The 16,848-nt window shown below is 45.8% G+C and carries 14 protein-coding genes; 4 read left to right on the top strand and 10 right to left on the bottom strand.

All coding sequences use genetic code 11. The features are described from left to right. Positions 1-28 precede the first annotated feature (28 nt). The 10 genes from QNO02_RS01105 to QNO02_RS01060 all read right to left on the bottom strand — a co-directional run bounded on the left by QNO02_RS01105 (position 29) and on the right by QNO02_RS01060 (position 11,345). Positions 29-2,812, bottom strand: coding sequence for a glycoside hydrolase family 3 C-terminal domain-containing protein (locus QNO02_RS01105; RefSeq protein WP_289390853.1), 2,784 nt, complete (start codon positions 2,810-2,812; stop codon positions 29-31). A 495-nt stretch (positions 2,813-3,307) separates the two neighbouring features. Then, entirely contained in the window at positions 3,308-4,396 is a 1,089-nt protein-coding gene (locus QNO02_RS01100; protein ID WP_289390852.1) for a low temperature requirement protein A, read from the bottom strand. A 240-nt stretch (positions 4,397-4,636) separates the two neighbouring features. Further along, a complete protein-coding gene (locus tag QNO02_RS01095; RefSeq protein WP_289390851.1) occupies positions 4,637-5,593 on the bottom strand; it encodes a ring-cleaving dioxygenase in 957 nt (318 codons plus the stop codon). Positions 5,594-5,720: 127 nt separating this feature from the next. Beyond that, positions 5,721-5,951 (bottom strand): DUF896 domain-containing protein, encoded by a 231-nt coding sequence (locus tag QNO02_RS01090; RefSeq protein WP_176873142.1) that lies wholly within the window; start codon positions 5,949-5,951, stop codon positions 5,721-5,723. A 246-nt stretch (positions 5,952-6,197) separates the two neighbouring features. Next, positions 6,198-7,241 carry an SPFH domain-containing protein gene (locus tag QNO02_RS01085; protein WP_091038679.1) on the bottom strand — a complete coding sequence of 348 codons (1,044 nt, stop codon included), beginning with the start codon at positions 7,239-7,241 and terminating at the stop codon, positions 6,198-6,200. Between the two features lie 48 nt (positions 7,242-7,289). Beyond that, a complete protein-coding gene (locus QNO02_RS01080) occupies positions 7,290-8,090 on the bottom strand; it encodes a TPM domain-containing protein (RefSeq protein ID WP_289390850.1) in 801 nt (266 codons plus the stop codon). Continuing rightward, positions 8,087-9,118, bottom strand: a complete 1,032-nt coding sequence (locus QNO02_RS01075; protein ID WP_047841485.1) for a TFIIB-type zinc ribbon-containing protein — start codon at positions 9,116-9,118, stop codon at positions 8,087-8,089. Before QNO02_RS01075 ends, QNO02_RS01080 begins: the two co-directional genes overlap by 4 nt. A gap of 36 nt (positions 9,119-9,154) precedes the next feature. Beyond that, a complete protein-coding gene (locus QNO02_RS01070; protein WP_289390849.1) occupies positions 9,155-9,859 on the bottom strand; it encodes a PspA/IM30 family protein in 705 nt (234 codons plus the stop codon). Between the two features lie 204 nt (positions 9,860-10,063). Beyond that, positions 10,064-11,017 carry an alpha/beta fold hydrolase gene (locus QNO02_RS01065; protein WP_289390848.1) on the bottom strand — a complete coding sequence of 318 codons (954 nt, stop codon included), beginning with the start codon at positions 11,015-11,017 and terminating at the stop codon, positions 10,064-10,066. Positions 11,018-11,126: 109 nt separating this feature from the next. Continuing rightward, positions 11,127-11,345 carry a hypothetical protein gene (locus QNO02_RS01060; RefSeq protein ID WP_076329625.1) on the bottom strand — a complete coding sequence of 73 codons (219 nt, stop codon included), beginning with the start codon at positions 11,343-11,345 and terminating at the stop codon, positions 11,127-11,129. 229 nt (positions 11,346-11,574) lie between these two features. Here QNO02_RS01060 and QNO02_RS01055 point away from each other — a divergent pair, with 229 nt between their 5' ends. The 4 genes from QNO02_RS01055 to pdxA all read left to right on the top strand — a co-directional run bounded on the left by QNO02_RS01055 (position 11,575) and on the right by pdxA (position 16,799). Next, on the top strand, positions 11,575-13,257 hold the full coding sequence (locus tag QNO02_RS01055) for a sigma-54-dependent transcriptional regulator (protein WP_289390847.1): 1,683 nt from the start codon (positions 11,575-11,577) through the stop codon (positions 13,255-13,257). Positions 13,258-13,423: 166 nt separating this feature from the next. Beyond that, on the top strand, positions 13,424-14,410 hold the full coding sequence (locus QNO02_RS01050; RefSeq protein ID WP_091038675.1) for a 2-keto-3-deoxygluconate permease: 987 nt from the start codon (positions 13,424-13,426) through the stop codon (positions 14,408-14,410). A gap of 95 nt (positions 14,411-14,505) precedes the next feature. Continuing rightward, positions 14,506-15,801 (top strand): four-carbon acid sugar kinase family protein, encoded by a 1,296-nt coding sequence (locus tag QNO02_RS01045; protein ID WP_289390846.1) that lies wholly within the window; start codon positions 14,506-14,508, stop codon positions 15,799-15,801. Next, positions 15,798-16,799: a 4-hydroxythreonine-4-phosphate dehydrogenase PdxA gene (gene pdxA, locus QNO02_RS01040; protein WP_289390845.1), complete on the top strand. Its 1,002-nt coding sequence runs from the start codon at positions 15,798-15,800 to the stop codon at positions 16,797-16,799. Before QNO02_RS01045 ends, pdxA begins: the two co-directional genes overlap by 4 nt. Positions 16,800-16,848: the final 49 nt, after the last annotated feature.

The raw sequence follows: 16,848 nt of genomic DNA, 5'->3' as shown, positions 1-16,848 counted from the left end.
CTTATCACCTGATATTTCCGATTAACTTCTACACCTGTTTGAATTCGATCCAGTCAATCTCGAGGCCTGGTTTGGTGAAGTCCAGTTTCAATTCATACAGTCCTGCTTCAAGATCTACTTTGACAAGTTTCTGTCTGATCCATTTGCCTTCCGTACCATTCGTTTGAATGGTGGTTACCAACTGGTCATTCAGGAGCAGGTTACATGCACTTTGAGCAAGTTCCGGCTCAGGGGACATGATCTGTACAATAATCCGATAATGGCCTGCCTCATCCACTTTCATGTAGACGGGTTCAGCTACCGCAGGTTTCACCTGTGCGTTCTCAATTAGATTCTGAGCTTGTACAGCAGATAGAGATGCATTCGCTTGGAAAGAAGCAACGTTCTCCACGATTTCATGTTTTCTGCCGGATACCGGTGCATTCATGATGAACTTGCAGATGTTGATCGCCGAGCGTTGCAGCTCTCCGCGAGTCAATGTTCCATTTTCCAAGGATTCAATCGTGTTGTCGTCCCAGCCATTGATCTCTGCGCCGTAGTTCGGTACAACCATGTAGAGATCATTCTGCGCACGAATCATCCAGTTCGTGTATTTGCGATCAGCTTCTCCACCTTCGGTCACATCGTTCATAATCGCCCACCAGTCGGTCATTACGATTCCTTCGAAATTCCATTCGCCGCGCAGAATTGTGGTGTTCAGGTCATAGTTAGATGCCGCCCAGTGTCCGTTAACCGGGTTGTAGGAAGTCATGATGGAGTTCGCTCCGCCTTCTTTTACAGCGATTTCGAACCCTTTCAGGTAAATTTCACGCAGTGCGCGCTCAGAGACAACGGCATCTACTTTACTGCGGTGTTTCTCCTGATTGTTGCAGGCAAAGTGTTTCAGTGTGGCATTGGAACCACCCTTCATAATACCTTTTGTACACGCTGCGGCAAATACACCCGAGATCAGTGGATCTTCAGAGAAGTACTCAAAGTTCCGGCCATTGAGCGGGCTCCGACGAATATTAAGTCCAGGTCCGAGCAGGGTATCCACCTGATTTCTCAGCAATTCCTGTCCTTCCATCACATATAACTCTTCAACGAGATCCTTGTTCCATGTCGCCGCAAGCAACGTACCAATGGATACCTGTGTTGCCTTCTCGCCACTATCCATACGAATACCGGACGGGCCATCTGCCGTACATGCTACCGGAATACCGTAGTTAAACAGGCTGTCGCTGACACCACCAAATGCAGATGCTGTTCCCGAAGTAACGAGCGGACTGCTCATACCTTCGCCACGGACAATCGCCGCCAGATCCTGATCACTCAGTTGAGCGATAAAGGTTTCCAGACTCACTTTGCCAGCTTTAACGTCACTCAGCTTGTAGCCCTGGTTGCCCGTCTGCTCCAGCGTTTGCGGGAGATTCTTCTCAATCCGGTTCGCCATGGATATCTTACGTTTCGGTACTTCTGCATAAGTCAGTTCATATGATCCATCTTCCTTGCGCGTACCTGGTTTCATCCGTGTAAAATCTTCAGTTGGGGCCATCGCTTCTTGCAGTTGCTCCACCAATTGAAGAGATTCAATACTATAGCCATCCTGGCCATCAATGCTGATATGCTGCACTTGTTTCACACTGGTTCCTACGTGCAGTCGGTATGTGCCTTCTTCCAGAACGTATGCGGAAGCATGACCTGTAACACCCGCATCATCGTAAGAGGCCATCGCATGGATCGGGAAACTGATCGTCAGAAGTTCTGACTCGCCCGGCTGCAACAATCCTGTTTTTCCAAAAGCCACCAAAGCCTTCACCGGTTGTCCCAGTTTGCCTTGTGGTGCTTCATAGTAGACCTGCACAACCTCTTTGCCCGCATATGTTGTACCTGAGTTGGTCACATTTACACGAACTTCAATGTAGGTATCACCGTCTTTGGACACGGATTTTGCTTCTTCGTGCTGGGCCAAAAACGTCGTATAAGACAGGCCGTAACCGAATTCAAACTGAACGCGCTCAGGTCGAAACGTTTCGAAATATCGATAACCTACATAGATATCTTCCTGATACAGGTTCTTGAACTCATTGCCATAGTTGCTTGTCGAAGGGTAATCTTCAATGGAATATGCAATCGTATCTGTCAGTTTACCGCTTGGTGTAACGTCCCCCGCCAGCACATCGGCAATCGCGTTGCCACCCTCCATACCGCCATGCCAGGAGTAAATTACGCCTTGGATTGGATGTAGATACGTTTCGTTTAACCAGCTCATGTCGATGATATTTGAGACATTCAACACAACGATTGTGTGTTCAAATTGCGAAGTAACTTGCTTCAACATCGCTTTCTCATCTTCTGTCAGTTGGTAACTTCCTGGCGCATCCGCATTATCCTGGTCTTCTCCTGCTGTACGTCCAATCACGATAATGGCTTTGCTGGATTTGCTTCTAGCCTGTGCAACAAGTTCATCCGTCAAAGGCATTTCTTTCTGATTCCATGGCTCGGCCGCCCATACTTTTCCGCCATCATCAAATGGATTTTCCTCGATCCACTTCTCATAGACAGCTGCCAGTTCTTCATTCACTGTAATATTCTTTTTGCTGCGAAGACCATCCAACAGATTTGTTGTATAGGCCACATGAACACTACCGCCTGAACCCGTGCCGCTGCGATAATAATTGACTTGAATCCGTCCAAAAACTGAAACGTTTTCGTTTTCACGAAGTGGAAGCACTTGGCCTTCATTTCTGAGTAAAACGGCTCCTTCTGCGGCAACCGTACGACTAAACTCTGCAAACCCTTCCAATGGAACTCCGATTTGATGTGTGCTCAATGATTTCCCTCCTGATTGTCATCCCCATACCTACGAATCGCTATATATAAAATGAACTATATAAATTGAACTAAAGAATATTTACACTGGACACTCCGATGACAGAATAACCTTCCGATCGCTGTTATCCCCAGATTTTATGAATCCCCCTTATATGGGGAAAATCCGGGGATAGCGTATGCTTCCGATGCAGCTTTCTTTCAGAAAGCTTTTAGGCGAACACTTTCGCTTCTTCAGGTTTTTTCTGTCCTCTCCGTTTCGTGTAAATGTTTAGTTCAATTTATATAACAAAACGTACACTCATTTTATATAAAAGATATTCTATGATCTGGTAGATTCACTTGTACCTAGTCTCATATTAACAGATTCTATAGAAGAAATTAAATTAGATTTGTGCTTTATTTATTTAATTAAAACATGTCTAGGATTAGCAGCATAATAAAAAGCCACGGACACCTGTTGTCCGTGACTTTTCTTGATTTTATATTACTCATATTAAGTCGTAAGTTTCGCATACACCAGGAAGAATAACATTTCTTCGCCCATGATGACATAACCCGGAACCTGGTAGACCAGATCCACAAGGACAAATGCCACAAGCAACCCTACCATGACCGCCAGATGACGCGGGCCCAGCCGCAGATGTGCGTGTCTGTAACGATGAAACACAAGGGAAGTTGACAAGAAATACAACAGCGTTGATCCAAATACAAACCCTAGCATGAACACATAGTTTAACTGATTCTGATATAACAGCTGAATTGAAGCAGCGATCATACTCATGGAGATGTAGATGAACAGATGGCCGTATATGATCGCTTGCCCGGCAGTACGGATCTCTTTGCTGACCTTTTTCTCCACGTTGTCGAAGTACTGCCACCACATCGCAATGACAAAGATGGACGTAAAGGCGGCAAACAAAATCGATTTCATATCCCAATGATCGGCTTGCAACACAGCGATAATGCTCACCACCGATTCACCCAGCAGGATGAGTGTAAATAACGCGAAACGTTCCAACAAGTGATGGGTCTGAACTGGCACTTTCACCAAGTTTTTGCGTCCGATCAGCGGAAGCACAATATCCACTGCAATCCCCACATACAAAATCAAGTAGCGCAGCCAGGAATCGAAGAATAATGAACCCGATGAGATCAATATACCAATGAGGAAACATGTACCCAAGTAACGAGCGGCTTGCTGCTGATGCTCGCCTTTTGACTTGTGAGCTGTCAGATACTGAATCGCCGTAAATGCCCTTGAGCCGATATATCCAATGAAGAAGGACAGGTAGTATTGGTCAAAATGGGTAGAGAGGCTCGCCGTCATGACCATAACGGACAGAAGCTGAAGGATGAGGAATATTCGATGGATCAGGATATCTTGACCATAGCGGTTAATAAACAAGGTCTGACCGACCCATGCCCACCAAACAGGGATAAAAATAAGCACAAACTTCATTAAATATTCAAACGTAATTACTCCATGTTCGGCATGTAACAAGACATGACCCGCTTTGGAGACCGCTGCTACGAAGAGCAGATCGTAAAACAGCTCCAGCCAGGTAACCTTTTTCTCCATCATCCTTCGTTGCTCCTTTAGGTTTTAATTCACACATACACTCCGATGACAGAATAACCCTCCAATCGCTGTTATCCCCAGATTTTTTTGATTCCCTTTTCCTAAGGGAAAATCCGGGGATAACGTATGCTTTCGAAGTAGCTTTCTTGCAGAAAGCTTGTAGCTTCGCTTTTTCAGGTTTTTTCTGTCCTCTCCGTTATTGTGTAAATGGATAGTTCAACCTATATAGTAATAGAACTCTTATTAATTCGCAGCTGTAGCAGGTACGAGCGTTCTTACCACAATTGGTTGCAGATTGTCCTCAATTTGAGGGCGGTATTTCTCAAACCACTCTGGCAGCATCAATTTTTGTCCAAGAGAATCAGCAGGTTCATCTTTGGCAAAGCCCGGAGGATCGGTAGCAATCTCGAACAGAATGCCGCCAGCTTCTCTGAAGTAGATTGCGTTAAAGTACTGACGATCCCGAACTGGAGTCGGTTGGTACCCGTAATCACGTACAGCTTCGCTCCACTGTGCATGCTCCTCATCATCTTTGGCACGCCATGCAATATGGTGCACGGTTCCTGCGCCGCCCATTCCCAGAGCCATTCCGGTCACTGGAACATCTACGACATTACCGATATCCCCGCTGGACCGGAAACGAGCATACTCTTCATTTTCACTCACTCTGACAAATCCCATGATTTTCTCAAGAGCATCCATCGTTCTTTGTGGGTTAACACTGAACAGGACAGCACCACCAAAGCCTTTGATTGCTTTATCTGTTGGAATTCCTTCGTGCGCCCAAGTGCTGGTTGCTCCCTCTTCCCGTTCAACAAGCTCAAGCCGCAGGCCTTCGCCATCTTCGAATTGAAGCAGGTCTTCATTGAAGCGACTTGTTTTGGTTACCTCAATGTTATACTGTTCCAGCCGATTCTGCCAGAAGCCAATCGACCCAGGAGGAATGACATAGGAAGTGATGCCGACCTGACCTCCGCCAATTTTGCCCCGTGGTGATCCAGCCGATGGGAAGAAGGTAATGATGGTACCCGGGCTTCCGTGTTCATCGCCAAAATACAGATGATATACATCAGGTGCATCGAAATTGATTGTTTTTTTCACCAGACGAAGTCCCAGAACTCCGGCATAAAAATCAACGTTGGCCTGTGGATCTCCTGCGAAAGCTGTAATATGGTGAATACCTGCTGTTTGAATAGTCATGATTAATTCCTCCTTGGTTTGGTAAGCATGTTTTAAATTTAGTAGGTGTTAAAGATAGTTGAGATAGTTGATTTATAGTAATTTGTATTATCTTTAAATTAAGATATATGATCTAGCGAATTGTATTCTAGTTGTTATTTTGATTGGCCTGTTCTTGTTTCAATTTATCAGGAGTCACGTCATCGCCGTTTGGATCATAGATGGTTGCATTCAGCAGAATGTCGTTGACCGAACCGCGAAAAGTTTGCAGATATTCCTGGCGAAGACGAACCTGTTCATCTTTCTCCATCTCCGTCAATCCGCCCTCTTTGGCTTTTCTTGAAAGTTCATTTATTCTGGTCAATGTTGGGATAATCATCTTGATCTCTCCTTGTGTAATGGATTAAAGATATTTGTTTGGTTGTTATTTATGTTTAAATTAAATATCTTAAGTTAAAGATAAATGATTTATGATCGGTTGTCAACTCTTTTATAAAAATTAAATGACTGCACCCGTTCCTCTGCTCTACTCCATGTTGCTTTAAGTATGACTCCAAACAAAAAAAGGGCTAGCTCCGCAGTAATTTCACTTACTACGGACCTAGCCCTACATGTATTTATTTTATTAGCCCAGCTTTTGACCACAGTTCGGACAGAAGTTGGCTCCTTCATTTTTGGCTCCACAGTTCGGGCAGAAGTTTGGCTTCTTGTTGCCTTCTGTAGATGGAGAGTTACCTGAATCACCGTTGCTATTGCCCGCTGGCTTCTGGTCAGCATTCTGATTCTGAGACGAACCCGCATTGTTGTTCTGATTCTGGCCTTGGTTCTGGTTCATGTTTTTCATCATTTCATTGGCCATATTCATACCCATCATCATACCCGCCATATCCGAAGCTGCGCCGCCGCCCTGTACTTTACCGGATGAGATGCCATCTGTCATGCTGACCTGTTGATACTTTTGCAGATTACCAATCATCTCATGCGAAGCGGTCTTTGTAATCATATCCTGAATCTCTTTTGGATAGTTGAAGCTCATCACTTGGAAACCGGTAATCCCAATGCCGATGTCCATCATCTGCATATCCAGATCTTCCTGAATCCCCTTGGCAATATCCGATGCATTGGCCTGCAGGTTGAACATATCCTTCCCTTCACGGCTAATCCACTTCATTAGAAGCTGATCCAGCACTGAAGTGATTCGGATTTTGACATCCTCGACCAGATAACTCTGTTTGATGCCTGCAATCTTATCAATCAGGGTCACATAGTCACTTACTTTGAAATTAAATGTTCCGTTGGCCCGAATCGGCATACCGCCCGGGAGCTGTGGTGTTGGAATTAATACTGGACTTTGCGTGCCCCAGCGCACGGTGAACTCTTTGGTATTTACAAACAATACTTCGACCCGCATGCCGCTGTTGAATCCGAATTTGAACCCTTTTAAGGTAGAAAGAAACGGAATGATCTCGGAATCGATATTAAACGATCCTTCGTCCTCGAAAATCCCTTCCACTTTACCGTTATTCAGGAAAATGGCGTCCTGACCCGAACGGATGATAAGTTTACTCCCCTTCTTAATCTCCCGGTTGCTCCATTTCCAAAATATCATGTCATCTCTGAACTCTTCCCATTCCACCACATTCGAAAATTGATTTCTGAAAAATCCCATACTCGTTTCCATCCCTTCTAATTAAAAAATCCGCATACTCCGTAGTGACTAGAACGAACCTCTACTTCCACTGTGTGAATGACCGCCTCGGGAGGTACCCCCGCCTCCTCCTCCGCCACCGTTGTTATTGTTCTTCTCGATTTTGCGCTTGGTTACGGTCGTACGGATATAACGATCCTGACGATCAATTACACTGGAATTGCTTGAATCCTCATAAGTCGCACGATTGACCGTGACACGCCCCCCGGAACGATAGGTCATCATACCAACAACAATACCGCCAAGAACTACAGATACTCCCAACTGAAACCAGCCGTTGAACAAAATGTTGTTCGGATTCACACCGGGTTCATACCCCATATATTTGTAAGAGAGCTCAATGTATTTCTCAAATGCGAGTTTATAATCCCCACTGGACAATTCAGAGGTAATTCGGTTACGGATAGAATCTAGTCGCTGATCACTCAAATATTCTTTTGCCTTATAAAATCCAGCCAGATACACTTCGCGATTATTCATATCCATCGTTAATATGACAGCATCGCCAAATTTTTTGTCGTACCCTAGCTCCTGCTTATCATAAAAATCTTCAGTTAAGAGTATAACATCCTGATTCTCAACATTATTTGTTGTCAAAATAACAAAGTCCGTCTGCCGTTCAGCGCCATACTGATTCGCAAGTAGATTCAGTTCACTGATCTCCTGCTCACTCAGCAGGTTGGCCTCATCGTAGATGAGATTTTTGCTCTCCGCTGCGGAAGCCGATGACATGGGAATCAACGGAGCGACAAGGGTTATCATAAGTAAAATGAGCGTAGCCATCACGGCCAGAGGGGTTCTTTTTCTCATAAGAATCCACCTCCCATCATCCAGGAAACCAGCTTCAGTGACAACAACGACACCGCAGATACCCCTGCGAACCATCCAGCTACTTTGGCTTTGCTGATCGGCGGTTTACCGACCACTTTACCTGTCTGACCATTCATGGCAAAGGTATACTGTGCCCGATTGTAGTCATAGTTGACCATCCACACCGGGAGCAGCACATAGTCTGCATTTTTGAGCGTGGTATCAATCTGTTTGTCCGTGTAGCTCACGCTGCTATAACCGGATACGGTTGAAGCAATATAAGAATCAATGTAAGATCTCGTTTTATCCTTGGCCCGTGGAAAAAGTTCCTCGTCTGTATAACTGTATTTTTCCGCAATGTACCCCGCCAGATACGGGGTTTTGAACAATTTCAGCTGATTATATGGAAAAGGCTCAAGCTTATCCATCAGTTCATCCTTCATTTTCTCCGATGCATCGATGGGCAGGTTCACGTAATTCAGCCGAATCCGGCGGTATATATCGAAATGCTGTGTTTCCGTGTAATGGTAGTCGCCCTGGGTGTAGGATCTGACCTTGGTGCCACGACCATGCACTTCGATTTTGTTATGTAACTCGTACAACCAGAACGGCACGTACATGCCGGTAATGCTCTGAATCCGATCGGCGGACATGAAGCCACTTGGCGTTAACAGGCCGTTTTTGCACCACTTTTTGAAAGCCTGCTTGGCTTGATCCTTGTTGATCGAAAAGGGAATCACCATCGCAGGGGCCAGATTGCCCGTCAGCCGATCACTGAGTACAACCGCTGCACCGCAGAAACTACATGTCGTCGCACTGGTCTCCGGTTCTGTCACAATGTCAGCTCCGCAGCTGTTACAGTGGTATTCTTTGACCTCATTTTCGGTGAATACTTGTCTCTTCAAGGGATCGGGGATCTGCTCTATGTTGTCCTGGCGGCCGCAGCTGGGACAGGATAGTGCACCTGACACACTGTCAAAGATCATACCACTGCCGCAGTTTGGACATTTATATTCAATAACCGGCATCTGCTCACCTCAATGTCAACGAAATGGTGTAACGTATTATTTATTCTTCAGCTTTTCCTGAATCGCTGCGAGTTCTTCCTCTGCACTTGGCGACGCATTCTCATTATTACCCGCATCTGCGTTCATGTCCCTCTCCAACTGGGCTATTAATTCGTCCAAATCATCTTCCTGTGCCCCAGCACGAAGTTCTGCCAAAGCCTCTGCTTCGTTCAGCGCCTGATTCGCCTTGTCTTCCATGGCCTTCAATGCAGCATCAGCTCTGCCCGCAGATGCGTTCCGTTCATTGGCCTGTTGCTGTGCCTTCGCATCTGCCATACGACCTTTCAGTTCTGCATGCCGAGCTTCCAATTGCCCCAGATCTGCAACCAGTTTATCGTTCATATGCTTCATCATCTTGGCTTTAGCAGAAGCACGTTCATATGCAGCCTGTAATTCGTTCAATTTGTCAGCCAGCTTCACTTTCTTCTCCAGAAAACCACGTGCCTTGTCTTCATCTCCCGACTCCGCTGATTTCTCCGCATACCGCTGTAACTTCTTGACATCGGCGCTACACTCATCCAATGCTCGCTTCGCCCGGCTCTCATCCGACAATACCGCCGTCGTCTCCGCTTTTACCTGACCCAGATCACTACTCAGGCTGCGCATATACTCATTCACGCTCTTCTCCGGGTCTTCCGCCCGAGACAGCATATGGTTCACATTCGCCTTCATCACGTCTCTAAACCTCGATAAGATTCCCATTACTTGTTCCTCCTCCGAAAAGTTCATATGTATACTATAATACATGAATACGCCCACATACGTTTCACATTTCACGATGGCAAGTGGAGTCTCTCCTTTCCAAAGTAAGTTAATGTTGGAGTAATAAAAGAAAAGACGAACACCTATAGTGTCGCCTTATAATCCAAAAATCCTCTCCTAATTCTCAGTATCTTTCTTCCTAGTTCACAGTCCTTTAATGAACAGCACACTTTCCTCTGCAATCCGATCTGGATCCGTATTATGTATGTAATGACCGCCATCTAAAATCTGATATTGTCCCATCTTCACAGACTCGATATAAGTTATTAGGTACGTTTTCCAATTCTCAACGGGTAACTCTTCTCCATTAGATATGAAAAAATACATCGGCACATCCGGAATTCCCTGTGTAGCAACTTTTGCTGCATTCTGTTTAATCATGTTGACTTCATCATTCATATTCGATGTCTGCGTATTCTTGTAGAATAACGCCCGGTAAAGTTCCTCTTCCTGAGGAGACAGGTGATTCTCCTTAATCGCAGCGGATGAATCCACAATCCCGGGGAAAAAGCGTGTAATCCCCATTCGTGCTCCCAAAGCTGTCAGACTCATCAGGCCTCCCGAGGGCAAAGGATATGCTTCATATACCTCTGGAATAGCAGGGTCCAATCCAATAATCGCCTTAACTTCGGTTGGATACCGTTGTGCCCAATATATTGCTTCGATGCCTGACATGGAATGCGGAAACAACACATACGGTGGATTCTGGCCAGCTAAAGTCAGCGCTGTTCTGGTTTCTTCCAATATCGTATCGATATCGCGGGATACCTCGGCCGTTTCACTGAAGCCATACCCTGCCTTCTCAACTACAGCAATTTTGTATTGTTCAGACAATCTGGAGTAAAGTGCCTTGAAATCCAATACAGGAGCGGATGTGCCCCCACCTGACAGAAAGACCAGTGTCTGTGACCCAGAACCTTCTGTATAGATATGCATTTGGTGATTATTCACGTTAACCATTGCACCTGTCGGCGACAGAATACTCAACTCACTCTTGAGCTTAATCGTATGATTCGTGAAACTAATTACAATGAACAATAGCATGACACCCAATATTGCCAAGGCACCATACCCCAATCTCTTCAACACAATTCTCATTGGTTCCCCTCCAACATGATGTACACTCTTATTTATTTTATCATGTACATTGGAAGTTATATGAGATTTAATCCTTTTCTCATCGCGCTCTAATAAATCCCTACCTAATCTATGGCTCAACCGGAAGGCTCTCCACCGCTGTAAAAAACACATCCAATAGTTCAACGTTATACGTTTTATGGACGTATTCGGTTATTAACGCCACATCCTCTTCCCTTTGATACTCCAGACATGGACGGCCCTCACTCCACAGCACCCTGCACGGGAACTTCCCGACAACATCCTTAATGATGTGATCCGGCTCAGCTACTTTATGAATGTCTCCCATATGAAATCTCCTCATTTCTCTATACTTATCGTGTGCAATTATGCATTAATTTTGAAATACGTAACGATTCGATTCAGTGTACTTCATCACATTCCACTCGGGAGAGTTATGAAGGCATATCACACAGGCTTTTTGCAGACACAACCGTGTTGGTTCCCCCATAGGTGCCATTCCTTCGCAAGTTGGCTATAATAAGGGGATCAAAGTTTTCTATAAAGGCAGGAAAAATATGCGTACACGAGTTCACTTTATTGCTCCCTACGAATCGATGATTCCTATCATACAAGAGTGCATTCCTCGTTTTCCCCAGTTAGCCATTCAGACGGACGTGGGCGATTTGGCGAACGGTGTGGAATTAGCAACTCTAGCAGAGAAAAACGGTGCAGAGATTATCATCAGCCGCGGTGGAACCGCCCAATTGATTAAAAAAGCAGTGACTATTCCCGTCATTGATGTGCAGTTATCGGGCTATGATATGATTCGTTCACTTACCCTGGCAAGCCAGTTTAACGGCCAAACAGCCATTGTTGGCTTCTCCAACATCACCTCTGGTGCACAATCGATTATTGATCTGATGGATCTGCCCCTCAAGGTCTATACCATACATAGCTCGGAAGATGTGGCACGATTGCTCCTGGAGTTGAAGGCTTCCGGGTACCGACAGATTGTTGGAGATGTGATCACCGTCAACACCGCGAAGACCTATGGTCTGGAGGGATTATTAATCCAATCTGGCCAGGAATCCATCCTTAGAGCGATGGAGGATGCACAGCTGGTCTACCGTTATTTGAGCAAAAATCATGCGATATCGATCATCCTGAATGACCTGGTTACACGGGAACATCCCAATTTACTTATTTTAAATGAACGGAATGAAGTTGTATTCGAGAACCTGACTGATTTTGAGAAAAATCCGCTGACCGATAATCACATATATCTGACAAATACCAGTCTGGAATTCCATCAATCCCACATCCAAAATGTGTTCATGGTGGACGATTACCAGCTCACGGTTAACGCCTATGAAACGACCCTGGACAATAAGAACTACAAGGTATATATGCTGGAAAAAGGACAACCCTATGCCTTTGCACAATTCGGCATAACAACGTTTACGGACGCATCGATGGAGCCTATCGTTGCCGAATCCCCTGCCATGCAGGCGGTATTACAGAACATTCGAGCACTTTACGAGAATCATGAACCGATCTATCTGCTAGGTGAAGCGGATTCCGGTAAATCTTTTCTGGTCAAACATATTCATCAGATGTACTCCGGTGGTGGACTGTTATTACAGATGGATCTCACGCAAGTTCCGCCCGGTCATTTGCACAAGATACCACTCGCCAAGGTTAGAAATGTAGAGATTAACCACATGGAAACACGTATGGAAGATCCGGAGTTGCTCGCCTTTATCCAGAGTTGCCTTCAAAATCAGATTGGGGTGTTTATACTCGGGGAACAGATATTGAACCCGCAGTGGTCACTCGATCTGGAGCTTAATACAATCATGATGCCAAATCTTGCGGATAGACCAGAGGATCTGGCTCCATTGATGCAGCATTTCCTTACAGGTTACTACCACAAATACGGAACTACTGCGGTCAGAATAAAAGAAGATGCTCTACAGCTGATCCAAGATCAGATCACACATATGAATGTCAACCAGCTGAAACATCTGATCAAGCAGGCTGCACTCAATGAACAGGAGTATGTAATAACCACCGCTACCTTATCCCGCTTGCTGGATCAGCAACCTTCTTCAAGCCCAATGAAGTTGAACGGTACGCTGAAGGAGATTGAGAAGGAAGTTATTCAATTTGTGCTTCAGGAGGAAAATAACAATCAATCGAAGGCCGCAGAGCGTCTGGGGATTAACCGGGCCACATTATGGCGTAAACTTAAAGATTAACTTTAAGTTTACGTCTTTTTTATCGCTTTTATGTGTTGCATTTTTAAACAGTTAACCAAGTGTTTAAAATTTACAATAATTTATTGTTGCTATATTAAACGATATGGGATAATATAATCCCTGCAAGCGCTTCATAAAAACGATTACTTCATAAGGAGCTACTACTATGAACATTAAAGCAACTTTAGATCGCATCCCTGGCGGTATGATGGTCGTTCCCCTGTTACTTGGTGCAACCATCAATACATTCTTCCCAAATGCCCTACGCATTGGCGGATTCACGGAAGCCCTTTTTGTCAACAGTGCCAGTACTTTGATTGCCCTGTTCCTGTTTATTGCGGGTACACAGATTACGTTTAAAACAGCAGGTTCCTCTGTCGGCAAAGGTTTGACATTGCTTACGTTCAAATGGGTGATTGGTGCAGCCCTTGGTTTTATCGCTATTTTGTTCGCGGATTCAAACGGGTTATTTCTCGGCCTGGCCCCGCTTGCCATTATTGCTGCAATGACTAACTCCAACGGCGGTTTGTACATTGCTCTCGCCGGCCAATACGGGAAAGAAGATGACAAAGCAGCCTACCCTTTCCTGGCACTCAGTGATGGTCCTTTCCTGACCATGGTAGCGCTCTCCGTCTTTGGTGCGATGGGTTTTGCGAACGGTATGTTTTCCCCTATGGCCTTTGTCGCAGTATTGCTTCCGCTCATCGTTGGTGTCATTATTGGTAATCTGGACCGCAATCTGGCGGAATGGCTGCATAAAGGCAGTGACAAACTTGTTCCGTTCTTTGCATTTGCTCTGGGTATGAACATTAGCTTCTCCTCCATCATTCAAGGTGGTCTTAGCGGAATTTTACTGGGTGTGTTAACCGTGTTATTAACGGGCGGAATCGGTTTCCTGCTCTTTAAAGCCATCGGCTGGAACCCCATCGTGGGTGCTTCCGAAGGTTCAACAGCCGGGAATGCCGTAGGTACACCTGCTGCCATCGTTGCTGCTAATGCTTCATTTGGCCCGATTGCCGAGATTGCTACGGTGCAAATTGCAGCGAGCGTTGTAACAACGGCCATCCTGTTGCCCATCTTCATCGGGTTCCTCTCCAAACGACTGGAGAAATCAGGTGGAGTCGAGAAATACAATCAAAGACCAACCACATAAATGGGTATCACCTGATTTAATGTGCATAATCTGTGCTTAATGGATGATCTGAACGGACTTTTTATTAAATTGTGCTTACAAGGAGGGATGACTGCATGAAATTAGCCATTATTGCAGATGATTTGACCGGTGCCAATGACAGCGGGGTGCAGCTTGCCCGTCATGGCTTGAAGACCAGTGTTCTTTTTAATATGGATGAAGGCCCTCTTACACGTTACGATGCCGTCGTCTTTGATACAGATAGTCGTTCCATATCCTCGCAGGAAGCGTATGACCGTGTATATCGGGCTGCTGAATTGCTGACGAACAACGGATTTGAGACGATTTTCAAAAAAATGGACTCCACCATGCGCGGTAATATCGGTATCGAGATTGATGCTGTATATGATGTCGTAAAGCCGGACTTTATGATGATTGCCCCGGGATATCCAAAAAATAACCGGACGATATTGGAAGGAATTCATTACCTGAACGGCGTTCCGCTGGCAGATACTGAAATTGCCCATGATCCGAAGACACCTGTAACGATTTCCTACCTCCCGGACTTGTTGAAACAACAGACCAAGTATGAAGTTGGCGAGATCACCGTCGCCGATCTGGAAGCCGGACAGAATCATATTCGCACCAAGCTAGAACAGTTGAAAACAAATAACATCCCGTATGTAATGGTGGACTCCACGGAAGAAAGACATCTGGAACTGATTCTGCAGATGACTCGCGAGTTGGAGTATACCTTTACTTGGGCAGGTTCGGCGGGCATTGCCAATTACCTCCCCGCACATTACGAGTTGGAATCCAGGGCTGCGTCACTTGATATCCCGGAGAATTCCGGTCCAATCTTAACGGTGGTCGGCAGCGTGAACAAAAACTCCCGCGAGCAACTGCATCGATTGATGCGCAAGTCCCGCGTGGCTTCAGTCTCCTTCCATTCCTTCAAAGCGGTATCCGCAACCGCAGACCGCGCGGAAGAGATGGAACGTGTCTATAACGAGGTCCGAGATAAAGCGCTGGAAGGACAAGATGTTGTCCTCTACTCCACCGCTGAACAGGTGGATATCGAACTGGCACGAGCAACGGGCGAAATTCACGGTCTCAATCACACGGAAGTCAGCAACGAGATTGTACTTGCGATGGGTGAGATCTGTGCCAGACTGCTGGAAGAGGGACTTTTCAAAGGGGTATCCATGACCGGTGGCGATACGGCAAAACAAATCTGTCTGAAATGGAATATTAGCGGCTTCGAGCTGCTGGATGAGCTTGAAATCGGCGTGCCGATCTCCAAGTTTATAGGGATTGAAGATCTGCATGTGATTACCAAAGCAGGCGGATTCGGCAAACCCGATGTCTTTATTCATGCGATTCAAAAATTAAAAGGGGGTATTCTTGTATGAAACCTACAATTGGAATTACAATGGGCGACGCAGCAGGTATTGGACCGGAGATTATTATGAAAGCACTGGGTCATCAAGAGATGTACGATCAGTGCAATCCACTCGTTATCGGTGATGCAAAGATTCTGGAGCGTGTATTGCCAGTCATCGGCTCAATTCTGAACGTCAACGCGATTCAAGAGCCTTCCGAAGCCAAGTATGAATTCGGTACTGTGGATGTGATTGATCTGAACCTCGTTCCTGCGGATCTGGAATATGGTAAAGTATCTGCCGTGGCTGGGGATGCAGCATTCCAGTTTCTCGCCAAAGCCATTGATCTTGCCAAAAAACAGCAGATTCACTCCATCTGCACCGCGCCTTTGAACAAAGAAGCTCTGCATCAGGGCGGGCACCTATATCCGGGGCACACCGAGATTCTGGCAGACCTGACGGATACACAAGACTTCTCGATGATGCTGACCACGCCGAATCTGCGCGTTATTCACCTGACAACACACATGGGTCTGATCGATGCTATTGCGAGTATTAACCCGGAAAGAACCTACACCGTTGTGAAGCTTGCTCATGATACGTTGAAAAAAGCAGGCTTTGAGAATCCGCGCGTTGCCGTATGCGGAATCAACCCTCATGCCGGAGAGAACGGCTTGTTCGGTAATGGTGAAGAAGAAGAGAAGCTGCAGCCCGGCATCGAACGTGCACAGCAGGAAGGCATTAACGTTGTTGGTCCACTCCCGGCGGACACACTCTTCTTCCGCGCTGGTCGCGGTGACTTCGATATCGTTGTTGCCTGCTACCACGACCAAGGCCATGCACCGATCAAGGTAATGGGTATCGAGGAAGGCGTGAACATCACCGTTGGTCTGAAAGGTGGCATCATCCGTACGTCTGTCGACCACGGTACAGCCTTTGATATCGCTGGCAAAAATATCGCCGATGATAAAAGCATGCTAGCTGCCATCCGCTCTGCTATTGAGCTGGCGCCGAAGGATCAAGTTTAATTACGTTCCTAGATGAAATACTTGTGAGTTATCTATATAATAGAAGGAA

The organism is Paenibacillus sp. PK1-4R (assembly GCF_030369595.1).
Classification (GTDB): domain Bacteria; phylum Bacillota; class Bacilli; order Paenibacillales; family Paenibacillaceae; genus Paenibacillus.
Note: the sequence above shows the minus strand (reverse complement) of the source record. Positions and strands in the feature narration are given on the sequence as shown.

Bases quoted from the DNA above. Each gene is read 5' to 3' on its own strand.
- pdxA (WP_289390845.1), top strand. From the start codon at position 15,798: ATGAAACCTACAATTGGAATTACAATGGGCGACGCAGCAGGTATTGGA.
- QNO02_RS01045 (WP_289390846.1), top strand. From the start codon at position 14,506: ATGAAATTAGCCATTATTGCAGATGATTTGACCGGTGCCAATGACAGC.
- QNO02_RS01100 (WP_289390852.1), bottom strand. From the start codon at position 4,396: ATGATGGAGAAAAAGGTTACCTGGCTGGAGCTGTTTTACGATCTGCTC.
- QNO02_RS01095 (WP_289390851.1), bottom strand. From the start codon at position 5,593: ATGACTATTCAAACAGCAGGTATTCACCATATTACAGCTTTCGCAGGA.
- QNO02_RS01090 (WP_176873142.1), bottom strand. From the start codon at position 5,951: ATGATTATCCCAACATTGACCAGAATAAATGAACTTTCAAGAAAAGCC.
- QNO02_RS01055 (WP_289390847.1), top strand. From the start codon at position 11,575: ATGCGTACACGAGTTCACTTTATTGCTCCCTACGAATCGATGATTCCT.
- QNO02_RS01080 (WP_289390850.1), bottom strand. From the start codon at position 8,090: ATGAGAAAAAGAACCCCTCTGGCCGTGATGGCTACGCTCATTTTACTT.
- QNO02_RS01065 (WP_289390848.1), bottom strand. From the start codon at position 11,017: ATGAGAATTGTGTTGAAGAGATTGGGGTATGGTGCCTTGGCAATATTG.
- QNO02_RS01070 (WP_289390849.1), bottom strand. From the start codon at position 9,859: ATGGGAATCTTATCGAGGTTTAGAGACGTGATGAAGGCGAATGTGAAC.
- QNO02_RS01075 (WP_047841485.1), bottom strand. From the start codon at position 9,118: ATGCCGGTTATTGAATATAAATGTCCAAACTGCGGCAGTGGTATGATC.
- QNO02_RS01085 (WP_091038679.1), bottom strand. From the start codon at position 7,241: ATGGGATTTTTCAGAAATCAATTTTCGAATGTGGTGGAATGGGAAGAG.
- QNO02_RS01050 (WP_091038675.1), top strand. From the start codon at position 13,424: ATGAACATTAAAGCAACTTTAGATCGCATCCCTGGCGGTATGATGGTC.
- QNO02_RS01060 (WP_076329625.1), bottom strand. From the start codon at position 11,345: ATGGGAGACATTCATAAAGTAGCTGAGCCGGATCACATCATTAAGGAT.